General features: G+C 73.4%; 19 protein-coding genes. 8 read left to right on the forward strand and 11 right to left on the reverse strand.

All coding sequences use genetic code 11. From position 1 onward, the window contains the following. Positions 1-36: 36 nt before the first annotated feature. Both HOP40_RS09460 and HOP40_RS09465 read right to left on the reverse strand, forming a co-directional pair. A complete protein-coding gene (locus HOP40_RS09460) occupies positions 37-465 on the reverse strand; it encodes a hypothetical protein (RefSeq protein WP_172156767.1) in 429 nt (142 codons plus the stop codon). A 548-nt stretch (positions 466-1013) separates the two neighbouring features. Next, positions 1014-1850 (reverse strand): aldo/keto reductase, encoded by an 837-nt coding sequence (locus HOP40_RS09465; protein WP_172156768.1) that lies wholly within the window; start codon positions 1848-1850, stop codon positions 1014-1016. A gap of 124 nt (positions 1851-1974) precedes the next feature. Between HOP40_RS09465 and HOP40_RS09470 the strand changes: the two genes are divergently transcribed. The 4 genes from HOP40_RS09470 to HOP40_RS09485 all read left to right on the forward strand — a co-directional run bounded on the left by HOP40_RS09470 (position 1975) and on the right by HOP40_RS09485 (position 4716). Further along, complete coding sequence (locus HOP40_RS09470; protein ID WP_205347273.1) at positions 1975-2790, forward strand: CoA transferase subunit A; 816 nt, start codon at positions 1975-1977, stop codon at positions 2788-2790. A 50-nt stretch (positions 2791-2840) separates the two neighbouring features. Further along, positions 2841-3575 carry a CoA-transferase subunit beta gene (locus HOP40_RS09475; protein ID WP_172168122.1) on the forward strand — a complete coding sequence of 245 codons (735 nt, stop codon included), beginning with the start codon at positions 2841-2843 and terminating at the stop codon, positions 3573-3575. Next, the gene (gene pcaD / locus HOP40_RS09480; protein ID WP_172156769.1) at positions 3572-4336 is read left to right on the forward strand and encodes a 3-oxoadipate enol-lactonase; all 765 of its coding nucleotides are present in this window, start codon (positions 3572-3574) and stop codon (positions 4334-4336) included. Before HOP40_RS09475 ends, pcaD begins: the two co-directional genes overlap by 4 nt. 110 nt (positions 4337-4446) lie before the next feature. Then, positions 4447-4716 (forward strand): DUF3040 domain-containing protein, encoded by a 270-nt coding sequence (locus HOP40_RS09485; protein WP_172156771.1) that lies wholly within the window; start codon positions 4447-4449, stop codon positions 4714-4716. A gap of 16 nt (positions 4717-4732) precedes the next feature. Here the strand turns inward: HOP40_RS09485 and dnaB are convergent, their stop codons facing one another. From dnaB to rpsF, 5 genes are all read right to left on the reverse strand, one after another. After that, positions 4733-6148, reverse strand: coding sequence for a replicative DNA helicase (gene dnaB, locus HOP40_RS09490; RefSeq protein ID WP_172156772.1), 1416 nt, complete (start codon positions 6146-6148; stop codon positions 4733-4735). A gap of 612 nt (positions 6149-6760) precedes the next feature. Beyond that, positions 6761-7207, reverse strand: a complete 447-nt coding sequence (rplI, locus tag HOP40_RS09495) for a 50S ribosomal protein L9 (RefSeq protein ID WP_172156774.1) — start codon at positions 7205-7207, stop codon at positions 6761-6763. Between the two features lie 15 nt (positions 7208-7222). Continuing rightward, a complete protein-coding gene (gene rpsR, locus HOP40_RS09500) occupies positions 7223-7459 on the reverse strand; it encodes a 30S ribosomal protein S18 (RefSeq protein ID WP_094923024.1) in 237 nt (78 codons plus the stop codon). A gap of 55 nt (positions 7460-7514) precedes the next feature. Then, complete coding sequence (locus tag HOP40_RS09505) at positions 7515-8057, reverse strand: single-stranded DNA-binding protein (RefSeq protein ID WP_172156776.1); 543 nt, start codon at positions 8055-8057, stop codon at positions 7515-7517. Between the two features lie 10 nt (positions 8058-8067). After that, positions 8068-8394, reverse strand: a complete 327-nt coding sequence (gene rpsF, locus HOP40_RS09510; protein ID WP_172168124.1) for a 30S ribosomal protein S6 — start codon at positions 8392-8394, stop codon at positions 8068-8070. Positions 8395-8616: 222 nt separating this feature from the next. Between rpsF and HOP40_RS09515 the strand changes: the two genes are divergently transcribed. Both HOP40_RS09515 and HOP40_RS09520 read left to right on the forward strand, forming a co-directional pair. Continuing rightward, positions 8617-9387, forward strand: a complete 771-nt coding sequence (locus HOP40_RS09515; RefSeq protein ID WP_172156779.1) for a deoxyribonuclease IV — start codon at positions 8617-8619, stop codon at positions 9385-9387. Next, positions 9384-10790, forward strand: a complete 1407-nt coding sequence (locus tag HOP40_RS09520) for a glycosyltransferase family 87 protein (RefSeq protein ID WP_420821796.1) — start codon at positions 9384-9386, stop codon at positions 10788-10790. The genes HOP40_RS09515 and HOP40_RS09520 overlap by 4 nt, the downstream gene beginning before the upstream one ends. On the opposite strand, the gene HOP40_RS09525 is transcribed toward HOP40_RS09520, so the two are convergent. The 4 genes from HOP40_RS09525 to HOP40_RS09540 form a co-directional block, all read right to left on the reverse strand. Further along, a complete protein-coding gene (locus HOP40_RS09525) occupies positions 10744-11340 on the reverse strand; it encodes an NUDIX hydrolase (protein ID WP_172156781.1) in 597 nt (198 codons plus the stop codon). The genes HOP40_RS09520 and HOP40_RS09525 overlap by 47 nt on opposite strands. Beyond that, a complete protein-coding gene (locus tag HOP40_RS09530) occupies positions 11337-12812 on the reverse strand; it encodes a glycosyltransferase family 87 protein (protein ID WP_338053053.1) in 1476 nt (491 codons plus the stop codon). Before HOP40_RS09530 ends, HOP40_RS09525 begins: the two co-directional genes overlap by 4 nt. Positions 12813-12892: 80 nt before the next feature. Further along, positions 12893-15439, reverse strand: a complete 2547-nt coding sequence (locus tag HOP40_RS09535) for a transglycosylase domain-containing protein (RefSeq protein ID WP_172156785.1) — start codon at positions 15437-15439, stop codon at positions 12893-12895. Between the two features lie 55 nt (positions 15440-15494). Further along, on the reverse strand, positions 15495-15890 hold the full coding sequence (locus HOP40_RS09540; RefSeq protein ID WP_205347138.1) for a DUF5318 domain-containing protein: 396 nt from the start codon (positions 15888-15890) through the stop codon (positions 15495-15497). Between the two features lie 194 nt (positions 15891-16084). On the opposite strand from HOP40_RS09540, the gene HOP40_RS09545 reads away from it, so the two are divergent. Further along, a complete protein-coding gene (locus HOP40_RS09545) occupies positions 16085-16657 on the forward strand; it encodes a PadR family transcriptional regulator (RefSeq protein WP_172156789.1) in 573 nt (190 codons plus the stop codon). 29 nt (positions 16658-16686) lie between these two features. Continuing rightward, on the forward strand, positions 16687-17766 hold the full coding sequence (locus HOP40_RS09550) for an inositol-3-phosphate synthase (RefSeq protein WP_172156791.1): 1080 nt from the start codon (positions 16687-16689) through the stop codon (positions 17764-17766). The last annotated feature ends 146 nt before the right edge of the window (positions 17767-17912 follow it).

The raw sequence follows: 17912 nt of genomic DNA on the forward strand, positions 1-17912 counted from the left end.
GCCCCCGCCCGGCACGAACCCCGGGCGGCGGTCGTCTCAGCGGCTGCCGGCCGTCTCCAGCCGGTAGTGGTGCCGCCCGCCCTCGCGCGGCTCGACGAGCGCGTGGGCGCCGGAGTCGGTCGTCGCCGACCGGCGCCGCCGGGGCGGGCGCGTCGGCAGGACCGGCGACGGCGCCGCGGCGGCCGCGAAGGCCTGCACCGGGATGGGCGCGGTGAGCGGGTCGCGCCGGAACTCGTCGACGGCGTCGGTGCCCCGGAGCGCGTGGCGCCGGCCGGGGACCTCGCGGCCCCGCGCCTCGCGCTCGTGCGCCGACGGCTCGACCTGGCGGCCGCGCCAGTCGACGCGGTTGAGCGCGTGGAAGATCGGCGTCAGCACCGCGTCCTCGTCGACGGCGTGCCGCCCCGCGGCCCCGCCTCCGCGCGCGGCCGCCCGCCGCTCGCCGTAACCCCTGATCCAGTCCGACACACGCCACCTCCGCTGCTCCTGCGTGCGCCGCAGTCCATCCTGCTGCCGGCCCATGACGTCTGGTCCGTTCAGCGCACTCAGACACCACAACGGGGGACACTCGCTCGGGGAAACGGATTCCGGGCCACGGTTACAGGGCTGCGGGCCGATTACGCTCGTTCGGGTGGCCCGGGCCCCGAGAGCCACTCTTCTGAGTAGGCGAGAACGCCGCTTTTCCGCATCCCGCACCCCCGGATCGTGGAGGCCCCCGCGGGCGGGGCGGGCGATCCGGGGCGCCGCGGTCGGTCGCGGGGGGTCGGGCGCCACGAACGGGAGCTGCCGCCGCGCCCGGGCGGGGCAGGCGTCCGACCAGCGTGAAGCGGCCTGCGCACCCCGCGGGTGTCCGCCGCCGGCGGGAGTGCCGCAGGGGCGGGAACGCCGGACGGTAGCGACCGGCCACCCGTCCGGGGCAGTGGGACCGCTTTCGCCCGTCCGCTGACCGGGTTCCCGTCGACGGTGCGTGTGCGATCTCCGGTGATCGCGTGCCGAACGGCCCAGCGCGATCCCGCTCAGGCCGCCGCGTCGAGCTTCTCCACCGAATCCGCGTCCAGCTCGATCCCGGCCGCGGCCGCGTTCTCCTCGACGTGCGCGAGCGACGACGTCCCGGGGATCGGCAGCATCACCGACGAGCGCCGCAGCAGCCACGCCAGCGCCACCTGCGACGCCGTGGCGCCGATCCGCTCGGCGATCTCGGCGACCGGCCCGCCCGGCTCCGCGAGCCGGCCCGACGCGATCGGGAACCACGGCAGGAACCCGACGCCGTGCTCGGTGCACCAGCGCAGGACGTCGTCGCTCGCGCGGTCGACGAGGTTGTAGCGGTTCTGCACCGTGACGACGTCGACGACCCGGTTCGCCCGCTCGATCTCCTCGACGCCGACCTCGGACAGCCCGACGGCCGCCACCTTGCCCTCGGCCTGCAGCGCGGCGAGCACGCCGAACTGCTCGTCCGCGGGGACCTGCGGGTCGATCCGGTGGAGCTGGAACAGGTCGATGCGCTCGACGCCCAGGCGGCGCAGCGACATCTCGCACTGCTGGCGCAGGTACTCCGGGCGCCCGCACGGGTGCCACTCGCCCGGCCCGGTGCGCAGCAGCCCGGCCTTGGTGGCGACCGTCAGCCCCTCGTACGGGTGGAGTGCGCGCCGCAGCAGGTCCTCGGCGACCTCGGGTCCGTAGGAGTCGGCGGTGTCGAACAGGTCGGTGCCGAGCTCGGCGGCCCGGCGGAGCACCGCGATCGCGGTGTCGGGGTCGGCGGGCGGGCCCCAGACGCCGGGGCCGGTGAGCTGCATGGTGCCGAAGCCGAGCCGGTTCACGGCGGGCCCGTCACCGATGCGGAAGGTGGAGGTCATCGCTCCACGTTCGCACCGTGCGCGACCGTCCCGCCGCCGATCGTGACCGGCGTCGCCGCGTCGGCGGCGTCACGCCGCGATTGCCCGGGTCCCGTGCGGGGGCTAGCGTTCCGCCGTGGCAAAGATCGCGTCGCCGAAGATCCAGTCCCTGCCGCACGCGGTGTCGGAGCTCGTGCACGACGGCGACGTCGTCGCGCTGGAGGGGTTCACCCACCTCATCCCGTTCGCCGCCGGGCACGAGATCATCCGGCAGGGCCGCCGCGACCTGACGCTCGTCCGGATGACGCCCGACCTCGTCTACGACCAGCTCATCGGCGCCGGTTGTGCGTCCAAGCTCGTGTTCTCCTGGGGCGGCAACCCCGGCGTCGGATCGCTGCACCGCATGCGCGACGCCCTGAGCACCGGCTGGCCGGCGCCGCTGACGATCGAGGAGCACAGCCACGCGGGCATGGCCAACCGCTACGTCGCCGGCGCGTCCGGGCTGCCGTTCGCGGTGCTGCGCGGCTACGCCGGCACCGAGCTGCCCGAGCACACCGACACCATCTCCACGGTCACCTGCCCGTTCACCGGCGAGGAGCTCGCCGCGGTGAAGGCCATCAACCCCGACGTCGCCGTCGTGCACGCCCAGCGCGCCGACCGCGACGGCAACGTCCAGCTCTGGGGCATCCTCGGGGTGCAGAAGGAGGCGGTGCTGTCGGCGACGCGCGCGCTGGCCACCGTCGAGGAGGTCGTCGACGAGCTGACGCCGGTACCGGGGGCGATCGTGCTGCCGGCCTGGGTGCTCGACGCCGTCGCGGTCGCCCCGCGCGGCGCCGCCCCGTCCTACGCCCACGGCTACTACGAGCGCGACAACGCCGCGTACAAGGCGTGGGACGCCACCAGCCGCGACCGCGAGTCGTTCACGACGTGGCTCAAGACCCTGCAGGAGGACGCGTCGTGAGCACCCCGACGAGCACCGGCACCGGTACCACCACCTGGACCGCCGACGAGATGATGAGCGTCGCCGCGTCGCGCTCGCTGCGCGACGGGCAGTCGTGCTTCGTCGGCATCGGGCTGCCGTCGACGGCGGCGAACCTCGCGCGCCGGCTGCACGCGCCCGCGCTGGTCCTCATCTACGAGTCCGGCACGATCGGCACCGAGCCCGACGAGCTGCCGCTCTCGATCGGCGACGGCATCCTCGTCGACTCCGCGCTGTCGGTCGTGTCGGTGCCCGAGATCTTCAACTACTGGCTCCAGCCCGGCCGGATCGACGTCGGGTTCCTCTCCGGCGCCCAGATCGACCGCTTCGGCAACATCAACACCACCGTCATCGGCGAGTACGACGAGCCGGCCGTGCGGCTGCCCGGGTCCGGCGGCGCACCGGAGATCGCGGCGTCGTGCCGCGAGGTGATCGTGGTGATGCGCCAGCGGCTGCGGGCGTTCGTCTCGCAGGTCGACTTCGTGACGTCGGTCGGGCACGGCAGCGGCCCCGGCGACCGCGCCCGCCTCGGGCTGCGCGGCGCGGGCCCGGTGCGGGTCATCACCGACCTGGGCGTGCTCGAACCCGACCCCGACTCGGCCGAGCTCGTGCTCACCGCGCTGCACACCGGCGTCACGATCGAGCAGGTGCACGCGGAGACCGGCTGGGAGCTCGAGGTCTCGCCCGACCTGCGGATCACCGCACCTCCCACCGAGCAGGAGCTCACGACGCTGCGCGGGCTGCGCACGGTGGGGTCGTCGTCGTGACCGTCGCGCTGCACCACGTCGACGAGGGTCCCCGCGACGCTCCCGCGATCGTCCTGAGCGGGTCGCTCGGCTCGACGGTCGAGATGTGGAGCCCGCAGGTCGAGCCGCTGACCGAGCGGTTCCGCGTCATCCGCGTCGACCACCGCGGCCACGGCGGGTCGCCGGTGCCGCCCGGGCCGTACACCGTCGCCGACATGGCGGGTGACGTCCTCGCACTGCTCGACGCGCTCGGGCTCGACCGCGTCGCCTACTGCGGCCTGTCGATGGGCGGCTGCGTCGGCATGGTCCTCGCGTCGGAGGCGCCGGAGCGGATCAGCGCGCTGACGCTGTGCTGCACGTCGTCGTACTGGCCCGACCCCAGCGTGTGGGTCGACCGGATCGCCGCCGTCGAGTCGGGCGGCACCGCCCCGCTCGCGGAGACGATCGTGTCGCGCTGGTTCACCCCCGGCTGGGCGGCCGAGCACCCCGACGTCGTCGCCGACGCCATCGGGCAGGTCGCGATGACGCCCGACGACGGCTACGCGGCCTGCTGCGCCGCGCTGCGCGACTTCGACCACCGGCCGCGCCTCGGGGCGATCGCCGCCCCCACGCTGGTGATCGCCGGCTCCGCCGACCCGTCGACGCCCGTCGAGCCGCACGCGCGCACGCTCGCCGAGGGCATCCCCGGCGCCCGTCTCGAGGTCCTCGACGCCGCGCACCTCGCGACGATCGAGCGTTCGGAGCAGGCCACTGCGCTGATCGTCGCCAACTCGCAGGCGTGACCAACCCCTCCGTTTCGACAGGTCCCTTCCGGCCTACCCTGACCGGGACGGAGGTGCCGGGGTCGACGAGGAGCTCGGGATCGTGGCGAGCTCATCGGAGGCGATCGCACGTGCTGAACGACCGCGAGAGACAGGTCCTGGCCCGCATCGAGCACCACCTCGCGATCACCGATCCCGAGTTCACGCAGCTGTTCCGCGCGGCGACGCCGCGCCGGACCGCGGTCAACCCCGTGCTGCTGCTGGTGCTCGGCATGGCGCTGATGGTGCTCGGGTCGGCCGTGATGGCCGTGCCGGTGGCCCTGCTCGGCATGGGCGTCGCGGCGAGCGCGCTGGTGGTCGCCTACCGGCAGAACGGCACCGCGGGCTTCAGTCCCGCGTAGCCGCCCGCCGGCCCGCTCAGCCGTGGGCGAGGTCGGCGAACCGGCTGTAGTGCAGCTGGTGGGCCACCACGATCGTCGTCGTGGGCCCGTTGCGGTGCTTCGCCAGGATCAGGTCGGCCTCACCGGCCCGCGGGTCGTCGCGCTCGAAGGCGTCGGGGCGGTGCAGCAGGATCACCATGTCGGCGTCCTGCTCGATCGAGCCCGACTCGCGCAGGTCCGACAGCATCGGCCGCTTGTCGGTGCGCTGCTCGGGACCGCGGTTCAGCTGGCTCATCGCCACCACCGGCACCTCGAGCTCCTTGGCCAGCAGCTTGATCTGCCGGGAGAACTCCGAGACCTCCTGCTGCCGCGACTCGACCTTGCGGCCCGACGTCATCAGCTGCAGGTAGTCGAGGATGATCAGCTTCAGGTCGTGGCGCTGCTTGAGCCGCCGCGCCTTGGCCCGGATCTCCATGAGCGTGAGGTTCGGCGAGTCGTCGATGAACAGCGGGGCCTCGCTGATCTCGCTCATCCGCCGGGCCATCCGCGTCCAGTCCTCGTCGCTCATCCGGCCGGCGCGCATGTCGGCCAGCTTGATCTGCGCCTCGGCCGAGAGCAGGCGCATGACGATCTCGGACTTGCTCATCTCCAGGGAGAACACCGCGCTGGTCATGCCGTGCTTGATGGAGCAGGAGCGCGCGAAGTCGAGCCCCAGCGTGCTCTTGCCCAGACCGGGGCGCGCGGCCACGACGATCATCTGGCCAGGGTGCATGCCGTTGGTGACCTGGTCGAGGTCGGTGAACCCGGTGGGGACGCCGACCGACGCCCCGCCGCGCGAGCCGATGGCGTCGATCTCGTCCATCGTGGGCTGGAGCAGCTCCTCCAGCGCGACGTAGTCCTCGCTCGTGGAGCGGTCGCTGACGTCGTAGAGCGTGGCCTGCGCGCGGTCGACGACGTCGGCCACGTCGGCGCCCTCGGCGCCGTGGTAGCCCAGCTGCACGATCCGCGTGCCCGCGGAGACCAGGCGGCGCAGGATCGCCTTCTCGGCGACGATCTCGGCGTAGTAGGCGGCGTTGGCCGCGGTGGGCACCGTGGCGATCAGCGTGTGCAGGTACGGCGCGCCGCCGAGGCGGATGAGGTCGCCCTTGCGCTGGAGCTCGGCCGAGACCGTGACGGCGTCGGCGGGCTCGCCGCGGCCGTAGAGGTCGAGGATCGTGTCGTAGACCGTCTGGTGCGCGGGCTTGTAGAAGTCGTCGGGCCGCAGCACCTCGACGACGTCGGCGATGGCGTCCTTGCTCAGCAGCATCCCGCCCAGCACCGACTGCTCGGCGGTGAGGTCCTGCGGGGGCTGGCGGTCGAACGGGGAGCCCGCCGCGCCCTCGTCGGCGGCGCGCAGCGGGCGGTCGCCACCGGGGCGGCGGCCGCCGGGGGGCCGGTCGTCGGTCAGCGCCATGCGCGGACCGCCGGTCGTGCGTCGTGCGCCGTGTGCCGCCGTGCTCCGAGTCGCCGTGCCTGCCCGAACCGGTCCATACGCAGCGTCACCCCCACTCCCACTATATCGAACGAGCGTTCGAGACGCACGGGCGACGTCCCGTCGACCCCGCGGTGAACGGTCGACGTCGCCGGGCGCCCGTCCCGAACCTGCGCGCGACGTTAGGCGCTCCGGCGCGTCGCACCTAACCGGCCTGTGCACACGTCTGGGGAGAGGTTGGGGACGGATCGGTGGATGTCCTGCACGGCGGGGGGAGCACGGTGTGGACAAAGTGGGGACAACTCGCCGTTGAGCGGCGTACTCGCAGCTCAGCGCCTGTTCACCGCCTGTGGACAACATTGTGGGCGTGTCGCGTCCGGAGCCCGTCCCGGCGTGTCGCGGTGATCCCCACCCGGCGCATACGGGCGGTCACTCGCCGACGCGGGCGCACCTTCCCGGCGCGTCGCGCCACGTCGACGAGACCGCTCCGCGCACTCCCGGGAACGACGACGGGGCGGGAGCGGGGCGCTGTGCCCTGCTCCCGCCCCGGTGACGGTGCGTGATGCCCGCCGGCGGACCGGCGGATGCCCGCTACTACTGCGCGACGACGGCCACCTGCAGCTCGGCGGTGACCTCCGGGTGCAGCCGGACCGTGACCGCGTGCGAACCCGTGGTCTTGATCTGCGGCACGTCGACGGCACGGCGGTCGAGGGCGGGACCGCCCGCGGCGCGCACGGCGTCGACGATGTCGGCGGTCGTGACGGAGCCGAACAGCCGGCCCGAGTCGCCGGCCGACTTCGCCTTGACGGTGACGGACAGGTCGCCCAGCTGCCCGGCGACCTCCTTGGCGTGCCCGAGGTCGCGGATCTGCCGCGCCTGCTGGGACCGCTTGATGGACGCCACCTGCTTCTCCGCGCCGCGGGTGGCCGTGATGGCCAGCGAGCGGGGGAGCAGGTAGTTGCGGCCGTAGCCGTCCTTGACCTCGACGATGTCGCCGGGCGCGCCCAGGTTCGGGACGTCGGCGGTGAGGATGAGCTTCATCTGGTCATGCCTCGCTTATCGGGCGGTCGAGGTGTAGGGCAGCAGGGCGACCTCGCGGGAGTTCTTGACCGCGACCGCGACGTCACGCTGGTGCTGGCGGCAGTTGCCGGTGACGCGACGGGCCCGGATCTTGCCGCGGTCGGAGATGAACTTCCGCAGCAGGCCGGTGTCCTTGTAGTCGATGTCCTGGGCCTTGTCCTTGCAGAACGCGCACACCTTCTTCTTCGGCTTGCGCAGGACGGGCTTGGCCATGGTGGTGCTCCTGGTGCTCGGTCACCGCGCGCGGGGCGCGCGGGAGGGGGTGGATCTAGAAGGGGGGCTCGTCGTCGGCGGCGGGACCGCTGCCGGCGGGCGGGGCCGAACCCCAGGGGTCGTCGTTCTGGCCGCCGCGGGAACCGCCGCCGCCGTACCCACCACCGGAGCCGCCGGAACCGCCGGAGCCGCTCCCGCTGCCGCCGAAGCCCCCGCCGCCGCCGTCGCTGCCGCGGCTGACCTTGTTGACCTTGGCGGTGGCGTACTTGAGCGAGGGGCCGACCTCGTCGACCTCGAGCTCGACCACGGTGCGCTTCTCGCCCTCACGGGTCTCGAAGGAGCGCTGCCGCAGCCGGCCGGACACCATCACGCGCATGCCGCGCGTGAGCGTCTCGGCGACGTTCTCCGCCGCCTGGCGCCACACGTTGCAGCGCATGAACAGCGCGTCGCCGTCCTTCCACTCGCCGGACTGGCGGTCGAAGGTGCGCGGCGTGGCCGCGACGGTGAAGTTGGCGACCGCGGCACCGGACGGGGTGAACCGCAGCTCCGGGTCGGCGGTGAGGTTGCCGACCACGGTGATGACAGTCTCGCCGGCCATCGCTACCGCCTCAGCTCGCCGCGGCGGCGGGCGCCGGGGCGGCCCGCTTCTTCGGCTCGCGGCGCAGCACCTTGGTGCGCAGGACGGACTCGTTGAGCCCGAGCTGGCGGTCGAGCTCGGCGACGGTGGCCGGCTCGCAGGTGATCTCGATGACGGCGTAGATGCCCTCGGCGTGCTTGAGGATCTCGAAGGACAGGCGGCGCTTGCCCCAGACCTCGATCTTCTCGACAGTGCCCCCGTCGTTCTTCACGACGGTGAGGAACTGCTCCAGCGACGGCGTGACGGTGCGCTCGTCCAGGCTGGGGTCCAGGATGACCATGAGCTCATAGTGACGCATGAGAACCACTCACCTCCTACGGTCTGACGGTCGCGGGATGTCCGCGACAGGAGGTTCTCACCGCACCCCGACAGTCCCGTGCCCCGAGATCGTGATCCGGGGAGGCGACGACGGCGTCCAGGGGGACGCCGGTCGAGGTGCTGCAACGAGGCTACCAGCGTGAACACGCGCGCCCGGCACCGCCCGCCGGGGACCGTCGGTGCCGGACACTATCCTCGCCCCATGCTCATCGGGGCCCACGTGCGCGAGGACGACCCGGTCGCCGCGGCGGCCGAGCGGGGCGCCGACATCGTGCAGGTGTTCCTGGCCGATCCGCAGGGCTGGAAGAAGCCGCCGCCGCACCCGCAGGCCGACGAGCTGCGCGCCAGCGACGTCGCGGTCGTCGTGCACTCGCCCTACGTCGTCAACCTCGCCTCGCTCAACAACCGCATCCGCATCCCCTCGCGCAAGCTCGTCGTGCAGCACGCCGAGGCCGCGGCCGGTGTGGGGGCGATCGGCCTGGTCGTGCACGGCGGGCACGTCACGCAGGGCGAGGACGCGGCGCAGGGCGTCGACAACTGGCGCAAGTTCTTCGAGCGCCAGGCCGACGAGGGCGGCTTCGCGGTGCCGATCCTCATCGAGAACACCGCGGGCGGCGAGAACGCGATGGCCCGCCGCTTCGACGCGCTGGCCCGGCTCTGGGACGCGATCGGCGAGTACGGCGCGGGCTTCTGCCTCGACACCTGCCACGCCCACGCGGGCGGCGAGGAGCTCGTCGGCGTGGTCGACCGCGCGCGGGCGGTCACGGGCCGGATCGACCTGGTGCACCTCAACAACTCCCGCGACGGGTTCGACTCCGCGCGCGACCGGCACGCCAACATCGACTCCGGCACGATCGAGCCCGAGGTGCTGGCCGCGGTGTGCGCCGCCGCCGACGCGCCGGTGGTGGTCGAGACCCCGGCCGAGGGCCAGCCCGCCGACATCGCGTTCCTGCGCGAGCGGCTGGCGCGGTGACGCGCACGGCACTCGACGCGCCGCGGGTGCCCGAGCGGGTCGGCGGCGGCCGACCCGCGGTCCCCGCGCGCCTCGTCCTGGCGGTCCTGGTGCTGCTCACCGGCGTCACGATGCTGCTGGGCTACGCCAACAAGGCCCGCTGCACCGGCCCGGGGTACGACGCCGCGGGCCGCTCGGTGCCCGACTACGAGATCCGCGTCGACCGCGACGTCTGCTACTCCGACATCCAGTACCTCTGGCTGGGCCGCGACGTCGACCGGCACGTCTTCCCCTACGTCTCCGGCTCGATCACCCCCGACGGGCAGCTCGTCGGCGGTGTCGTCGAGTACCCGGTGCTCACCGGCCTGCTGATCTGGGCGGGCGCGTACTTCGTGCAGACCGACGGCGGGTTCCTCCTGGCCTCGGCGCTGCTGATGGCCCCGTTCGGGCTGCTCACGGGCTGGATGCTCGGGCGGATGGCGCGCTGGCGGGCGCTGCTGTGGGCCGTCGGGCCACCGCTGGTGCTCTACGCCTTCCACAACTGGGACCTGCCCGTCGTCGCCTGCGCGGTGGGGGCGATCTACGTGGTGCACGGGCGCGGCACCGACCGCGCGCTCGTCGACCGCGCCACCGTCGCCGCCGTCCTGCTCGGCCTGGGCTTCGCGCTCAAGCTCTACCCGGGCGCGTTCGTGCTGCCCCTGGCGCTGCACGTCCTCGCGCACAACCGGCCCGGAGCGCTCGACTGGTTCGGCGCGCTGCGGGTCGCGCTGGCCGCCGCGGGCACGGTCGTGCTGGTCAACCTGCCGTTCGCGCTGGTCGGCTACGAGGGCTGGCGGGCGTCGTTCACCTTCCAGCAGCTGCGCAACGTCGACCTCACGACCAACTCGATCTGGTACTGGGGGTTCCGGCCGGAGTCGAACCCGGAGAACGTCGAGTTCCAGGACGCGATCGACGTCCTGTCGCCGGCGCTGGTGCTGCTGTCGTTCGCGGTGGCCGCGGCCGTGGGCTGGTGGCGGTTCCGGCGCGCCGGCCGCTACCCGTGGATCGGCGTGAGCGCGGCGATGCTGTGCGGGTTCATGCTCCTGCACAAGGTCCACTCGCCGCAGTACACGCTGTGGCTGCTGCCGTTCCTGGTGCTGCTCGCGGTGCCGTGGAGCTGGATCGCGGCCTACCTGGTGGCCGACGCGGTGATGGGGATCGGGATCTTCCGCTGGTTCTACGCGTTCAAGGCCGGCACGGGCGGCATCTACGACGGGCTGGCGGCGCAGGCCGTCGCCGTCGGCGTGTGGGGCCGGGCGGTGCTGCTCGTCGTGCTGTTCGTGATGTTCCTGCGGCTGCCCGAGCCCTTCGACGGCGGGCCGCCCGACGCTGACGGCGTCACTTCCAGGCGAACACCGGTTGTTCCAGGTGGGCCACCCGCGTAGGCCTGCCGTGGAGGACCACCTCCCGGAACTGGTGCAGCACCGCGCCGGTGGGGGCGTGCACGAACCGGTCGAACAGCGGCACCTGGATCACCGGCGCGTCCGACTCGGGGATCGTCAGGAACCGCGGCTCCACGTCGATCAGAGTGAGCGGCACCCGGTGCACCGCGCCGACCTCGTCCGGGTTGGGCGTCAGCTCGCCGACGGCGCCCGCCCACAGCACGACGGGGGTGATGACGTAGCCGGAGCGGGTGGCGTAGTCGTCGAGGACGCCGAGCTCGGTCGACTCGTCGAGCCCCAGGCCCAGCTCCTCGAACAGCTCGCGGCGCGCGGTCTCGCCGGCGTCCTCGCCCGGGTCGGTCCGCCCGCCGGGCAGCGCCCACTGGCCGGAGTGGCCGCGCAGCGTCGGCGCGCGGCGGGTGAGCAGGAACGCGGGGCCGTCGTCCTCCTCGATGAGGGTGATGGCCACCGCCGAGCGCTTGAGGTCGCGGCGCTCGATCGGCCGCGGCGTGAACGCCGCCAGCGCGGCCACGACGTCCTCGCGCGCGGTCACGCCGGCACCGCCGCACGGGCGACGGGCGCGGACGCGGACGGGCGCGCGGGCCAGTCGGGGTCCTCGACGCCGACCATCCGCACCGGGTCGGTGGCCGGCACCAGCACCGAGCGGACGACGAGCACGCACAGCCCGACGACGGCGGCGTCGCGCAGCAGCACCGCGCCGAGGAACCAGTCCGGGGGCAGGCCCATGTTCGCGGGCGTCAGGTAGTAGTACATCCGCGGCACCCAGACCAGCGCGTCGACGAGCATCCAGGCCAGCAGGATGCGGGCCCGGGGCAGCGCCAGCACTGCCAGCGGCACCAGCCACAGCGAGTACTGCGGGCTCCACACCTTGTTGACCAGCAGGAACGAGGCGACGACGAGGAACGCCAGCGAGGCGAGCCGCGGCGTGCGCGGGGCCCACCAGGCCAGCGCCGCGATGGCCGCGCAGCACAGCACGAAGAGCACGAGCGAGACGGCGTTGAGCACGGTCGGAGCCTGCCCCGCGGCGAGCTCCCCGTCGAACCCGGGCCAGCCGCTGAAGTGGCTCACGGCGAAGTAGAGGGAGTCGGGGTCGGCCGGGCGGGTCTGGTTGAGGCGGAAGAACTCCCACCACCCCGTCGGCCACGCCAGCGCCACGGGCAGGTTGACCGCGACCACCGCGACGACGGCCGCTCCGGCCGTGCGCAGTGCGACGCCGAGGCCGCCGTCGTGCCGGCGGCGCAGCCCGACCAGGACCACCGGCCCGAGCAGCAGCAGCGGGTAGAACTTGAACCCGCCGCCGATGCCCAGCAGCACCCCGGCGAGCAGCGGGCGTCCGCGCGCCAGCGCGAGCATCGCGGCGGTGGCGGCGCCGACCGCGAGCGTGTCGAAGTTGGTGAACGCGTGCACCGCCACCAGCGGGGACAGCGCCACCAGCACGGCGTCCCAGGGGCGCGAGGGCCGCAGCGCGTGCACGGCCCACACCGCGACCAGCCAGGCCAGCGCGAGCCAGGCCGCCGACACGTCGAAGTACACGACGACCGGCAGGGCCGTCGGGAGCCAGCCGACCGCGTCGGCCAGGCTCCGCCAGCCGTCGGCCACGCGCGCGGCCGCCCACTGGTGGAAGCCGGTGAGCACCGGGTACTCCATGTACCGCACGACCTCGTCGGGCTGCCCGGCGTTCTCGAACCACGGGTCGCGGTAGGGCAGGGCGGCCGGGTCGTCGAGGTTCTCGATGGCCCACAGCGGGACCGTGTCGGAGTAGCACATCGCCACGTACTGGCGGTTCTCCCGCCAGTCGAGCGCGAGCGCGCCGTCGTCGGTGCGGTACTGCTGCAGGCACGGCGACTTGCCGAGCCAGCCCAGCGCGAGCACGGCCACCGCCACCAGCAGCACCACCCGCAGCGGCGTCCAGAACGCGGAGCGCCCGATCAGCGCGTGGCGCCCCAGTGGCCCCCCGACGACCCGGCTGGCCGCGGTGGCCAGCGGGTCGGTCCACGTGGGCACGACCCGGACGGGGGGACGGCCGGGCTCCGGCGCGTACTGCGTGCCGGACCCGCCGGGCCGGGACGCGGGGTCGGGACGGCTCACCCGCTGCCGGGGAAGACCCCGAACGACGGGTCGTCGCCCGAGTCGTTGCTGTCTGCGCCGTTGTCCCCGTCGTTGCCGCCGCCGTTGTCGCCGCCGTTCCCGTTGTCCCCGTCGTTGCCGCCGCCGTTGCCGTTGCCGCTGTCCCCGGAGCCGGAGCCGGGGTCGGAACCGGATCCGGAGTCGGAGCCGTTGTCCCCGTCGCCGTTCTCGTCGCCGTCGCCGCTGTCGGAGCTCTCGTCGCGGGAGCTCTCGTCGTCGGAGTCGGGGCTCGCGGTCGGCTCCGCCCTGGGCGCGGCGCCCAGCGCCACGAACGGCGGGAACGCCTCGTTCGGGGTGCCGCGCAGCGCGCCGTTCATGTAGCTCTGCCAGATCGAGCCGGGGACCATCCGGCCGTAGATCGGCGAGCCGCCCGCGGTCTGGATCGGCTTGCTGGTGTCGGTGCCCACCCAGACGGCGGTGGCCAGGGACGGCGTGTAGCCGACCATCCAGGCGTCCTTGTTCTGCCGGTCGAGCGTCGGGTGCTGCTGCGTGCCGGTCTTGCCGGCGACGACGCGGCCGCCGGACAGCCCGATCCGCGAGGTCGGGGCGACGTCGAGCATCGACTCGGTGACGTTGCGGGCGATCTGCGGGTCGATCCGCTGCTCGCCCTGGCTCTCGGCGCGCTCGTAGAGCACGCGCCCGTCGGCCGCCGTGACCCGCGAGACCAGGAACGGCTCGTGGTAGACCCCGCCCGCGGCGAGCGTGGCGTAGGCCGAGGCCATGTCGATCGGGTGGACGTCCTGGTCGCCGAGCGAGACGCCGCCGCGGGCCTCGGTGACCTGGTTCTCCGGGATGCCCAGCGCGTGCGCGGTGTCGATGACGCGCTGCGGGCCCGCGTCCAGCCCGAGCTGGTAGAAGATCGTGTTGATCGACCGCGTCATGGCCGTCTGGATCGTGCAGCGGGCGCAGTCGAAGCCCTCGGAGTTGTCGACGACGGTGCCGGCGAGCGTCTGCCCCGACGAGCCGTCGTAGGTGCTCCCGAGGCCGATCGAGGGGTCGGCGGCCATCGCCGCGGCCAGCACGAACGGCTTGAACGACGAGCCCGGCGGGCGCAGGCCCTGCCCGGCGTAGTCGGTGCCCTGGCCGTCGCTGCCGCCGTAGTAGGACTGGACGGCGCCGGTGCGCGGGTCGATCGCGACGAGCGCGGTGCGCAGGTCGGGGTCCTCGCCCTCGAGCTGGCGCTTGACGGCCTCGACCGCCTCGGCCTGCCGGCGGGGGTCGACGGTGGTGGTGACCGTCAGGCCCTCGGTGTTGAACTCGTTCTCGGTGACGATCCCGCGGGCGATCACCTCGTCGCGCGCCCGCGCGTAGATGTGGCCGCGGTCGTCGGCCGGGATGCCCTCGAGGGCCGGCGCCTCGGGCAGCCAGTTCGTCGGGAACACGTCGGCGGCCCGCTCCTGCGGGGTGATGAACTGCGCGTCGACCATCTGGTCCATGACGTAGGTCCAGCGCCGCTGCGAGCCCTCCAGGTCCTTCGCCGGGTCCCAGCGCGAGGGCGCCTGGATCATGCCGGCGAGCATCGCGCCCTCGGAGACCGTCAGGTCGCCGACGTCCTTGCCGAAGAAGGACTGGCTGGCCGCCTGGATGCCGTAGGAGCTGCGGCCCATGTAGATGACGTTGAGGTAGTTCTCGAGGATCTCGTCCTTGGTCTGCTCACGGGTGATCTTGACCGCGAGCACGACCTCCTTGTACTTGCGGACGAGCGAGAAGTCGTCGTCGCCGGTGATCACCTTGACGTACTGCTGGGTGATCGTCGAACCGCCGCCGACGCCGCCGGTGAGCTGGTTGTAGACCGCGCGCAGGATGCCGGTGATGTCGAAGCCGGGGTCGCTGTAGAACGACCGGTTCTCCGCGGCCAGCACGGCGTTGCGGACGGGCTCGGGGATCTCGTCGAGCAGCACGACCCGGCGGTTGACGCCCTCGGGCCGGACGGTGGCCAGCGGCGTGCCGTCGGCGAAGGTGAACTGCGAGACCTGGTCGACGGCGAGCTCGTCGGACGACGGCACCGGGAAGATCAGCCAGCCGATGACGAACGCGAGGACCGGACCCAGGATCATCAGGCCGAGCAGGACGTAGACCGCGCGGCGGACGCGGGCCCAGGCGCTGCGACGGCGCGGGGCGGGCGTCCGGCGCTCGGGACGCCCGGTGTCCGGACGCTCGGCGAGCGCGACGGCGTGGTTGCGGGCCACCGCGGCCGAGGCGGTCTCCTCGTGAGTGAGCAGCGGCATGTCGCCCGAGCGGTAGGGCGCGCGCTCCTCGGGCGCCGGGGGCCGGGGCTGGATGCGCTGGGGCGGCACCCGGCCGGGCGGCGGGGTGGCCGGGCCGCCCTGTCGCGGGCGGGCGCCGGGCGGCGGGCCGTAGCCGGGCGGGCCCTGCTGCGGGCCGGCCCCGCGGTACTGCGGGGGAGGCGGGGGGAAGGGCGGGCCCGGCCGGCGACCGGGTGGCAGGTCCGCTCCGCCGGGGCGGGGGCCCCCGCCGGGACGGTGGTCGCGCTGGTCGGTCACCAGTGGCTCCTGTGGATCGGGGGTGTCCGGTGCCCGCGCCGCGAGTGTGGGGAGATCACTCGGCCGCGGTCCGGCGTCGCTTGGTCGTGGTCCCGGTGCCCAGGGCGTAGGACAGGACCAGGTGGTTCCAGCTGCACGTCCGGCAGACCTCGACGACGTAGACGGAGAAGTCGTCGTAGCGCTCGGCCAGCTCGTCGAGCTCGGCCGGCTTGCGCGCGGATCCCGACGCGTGCTTCAGGGAGTCGCCGAAGATCCACGACACCAGCGTGAGGTTCTCCTTGCGGCAGACCGGGCACGTCTGGTCGGTCTGCTCGCCGTGGAACCGGGCGGCCCGCAGCAGGTAGGGGCTCGCGTCGCAGACCGACGCTGTCCCGACGCGTCCGGCGTGGACGTCGGCGAGCAGCGCCCGGCGCTGCAACGCGTAGTCGACCACCTGTCGCTGGGTGCGCACCCGGTCAGGGTACGCGGGGTGCCGGACGGGCCGGGGAGAACGCCCGGTGACCGGCCGAGGGAGCACCCGGTGATCACCCGTCCCGAGGTGACGGAGGTCTCGACACGTCGCGCAGATGTATCGGCGCGATATGGTGGGGCGGTACATCGCACCGGGCGCCGCCCGCTGCGCCGCGCGTCGGGAGGAGGTCGGTCGTGCTCGAGCTGGCGATCCTCGGCCTGCTCCACGAGGCCCCCGTGCACGGCTACGAGCTGCGCAAGCAGCTCGGCGTCCGGCTGGGCGGGTTCCGGCTGTTCTCCTACGGCTCGCTCTACCCGGCGCTGCGCCGGCTCACCCGGGCCGGGCTGATCGTCGAGGACACCGCGCCCGAACCGGATTCCGGCACGTGGTCGCGGCGGAGCAGGCGCGTCTACCGCATCACCGCGGAGGGCAAGGAGCGCTTCGCCGAGATGCTGTCCGAGTCCGGCCCCCAGTCGTGGGACGACGAGAGCTTCGGCGTGCACCTCGCCTTCTTCTCCCGCACCCCGGCCGAGGCCCGGATGCGGATCCTCGAGGGCCGGCGCCGGGCCGTCGAGGAGCGCCGGGAGGGCCTGCGCTCCGCACTGTCGCGGGCCAGCGCCGAGATCGACCGCTACACCCGTGAGCTGCACCAGCTCGGGCTCGACTCGTCCGAGCGCGAGGTCCGCTGGCTCAACGAACTGATCGAGAGCGAGCGGGCCGAGCTCCGCGACGCCCCCGCCACGCACGACCCGACCGATCCCCAGTGAGTGTTCGACCCAGTGAGAAGGAGCCGACCATGAGTCAGGTTCGAGTCGCCATCGTCGGCGTCGGCAACTGCGCCGCGTCGCTCGTGCAGGGCGTCCAGTACTACGCGGACGCCGATCCGACGCAGCGCGTCCCCGGGCTGATGCACGTCGACTTCGGCGGGTACCACGTCCGCGACATCGAGTTCGTCGCCGCGTTCGACGTCGACGCCAAGAAGGTCGGCCGCGACCTCTCCGAGGCCATCTCCGCCAGCGAGAACAACACGATCAAGATCGCCGACGTGCCGCCGCTGGACGTGCCGGTGCTGCGCGGCCACACCCTCGACGGCCTGGGCCGGTTCTACCGCGAGACGATCACCGAGTCCGACGAGTCGCCGGTCGACGTCGCGCAGGTGCTCCGCGACGTCCGCGCCGACGTGCTGGTGTCCTACCTGCCCGTGGGCAGCGAGGCGGCCGACCGCTTCTACGCGCAGGCCGCGATCGACGCGGGCGTCGGCTTCGTCAACGCGCTCCCGGTCTTCATCGCCTCGGACCCGGTGTGGGCCGAGAAGTTCCGCGCCGCGGGCGTCCCGATCGTCGGCGACGACATCAAGAGCCAGGTCGGCGCCACCATCACGCACCGCGTGCTGGCGAAGCTGTTCGAGGACCGCGGCGTGCAGCTCGACCGCACGATGCAGCTCAACGTGGGCGGGAACATGGACTTCCTGAACATGAAGGAGCTCGAGCGGCTGGAGAGCAAGAAGGTCTCCAAGACGCAGTCGGTCACCAGCCAGGTCGACCGCGACCTGGGCCGGGACAACGTGCACATCGGCCCGTCGGACTACGTCGCGTGGCTCGACGACCGCAAGTGGGCCTACGTCCGGCTCGAGGGCCGCGCGTTCGGCGACGTCCCGCTGAACCTGGAGTACAAGCTCGAGGTCTGGGACTCGCCCAACTCCGCCGGCATCATCATCGACGCCGTGCGCGCCGCCAAGCTCGCGATGGACCGCGGCATCGGCGGGCCGATCCTCTCGGCGAGCAGCTACTTCATGAAGTCCCCGCCGGAGCAGTACGGCGACGACGTGGCGCGTGACGCGGTCGAGGCGTTCATCCGGGGCGACCGGGACGACTGACCCCGACACTGACCCCGACACGGTCACGACGAGACCCCGACTCGCGGGGCGGAAGCCCGCGAGTCGGGGTCTCGCTGCGTCCGTGTCGGGGTGGGGCCCCGGTGCGGTGAAGCCGGTCACCGCCGCTCGTCGGCCGCCACCGCGCC

The sequence above is a fragment of the Pseudonocardia broussonetiae genome (genome assembly GCF_013155125.1).
GTDB lineage: Bacteria > Actinomycetota > Actinomycetes > Mycobacteriales > Pseudonocardiaceae > Pseudonocardia > Pseudonocardia broussonetiae.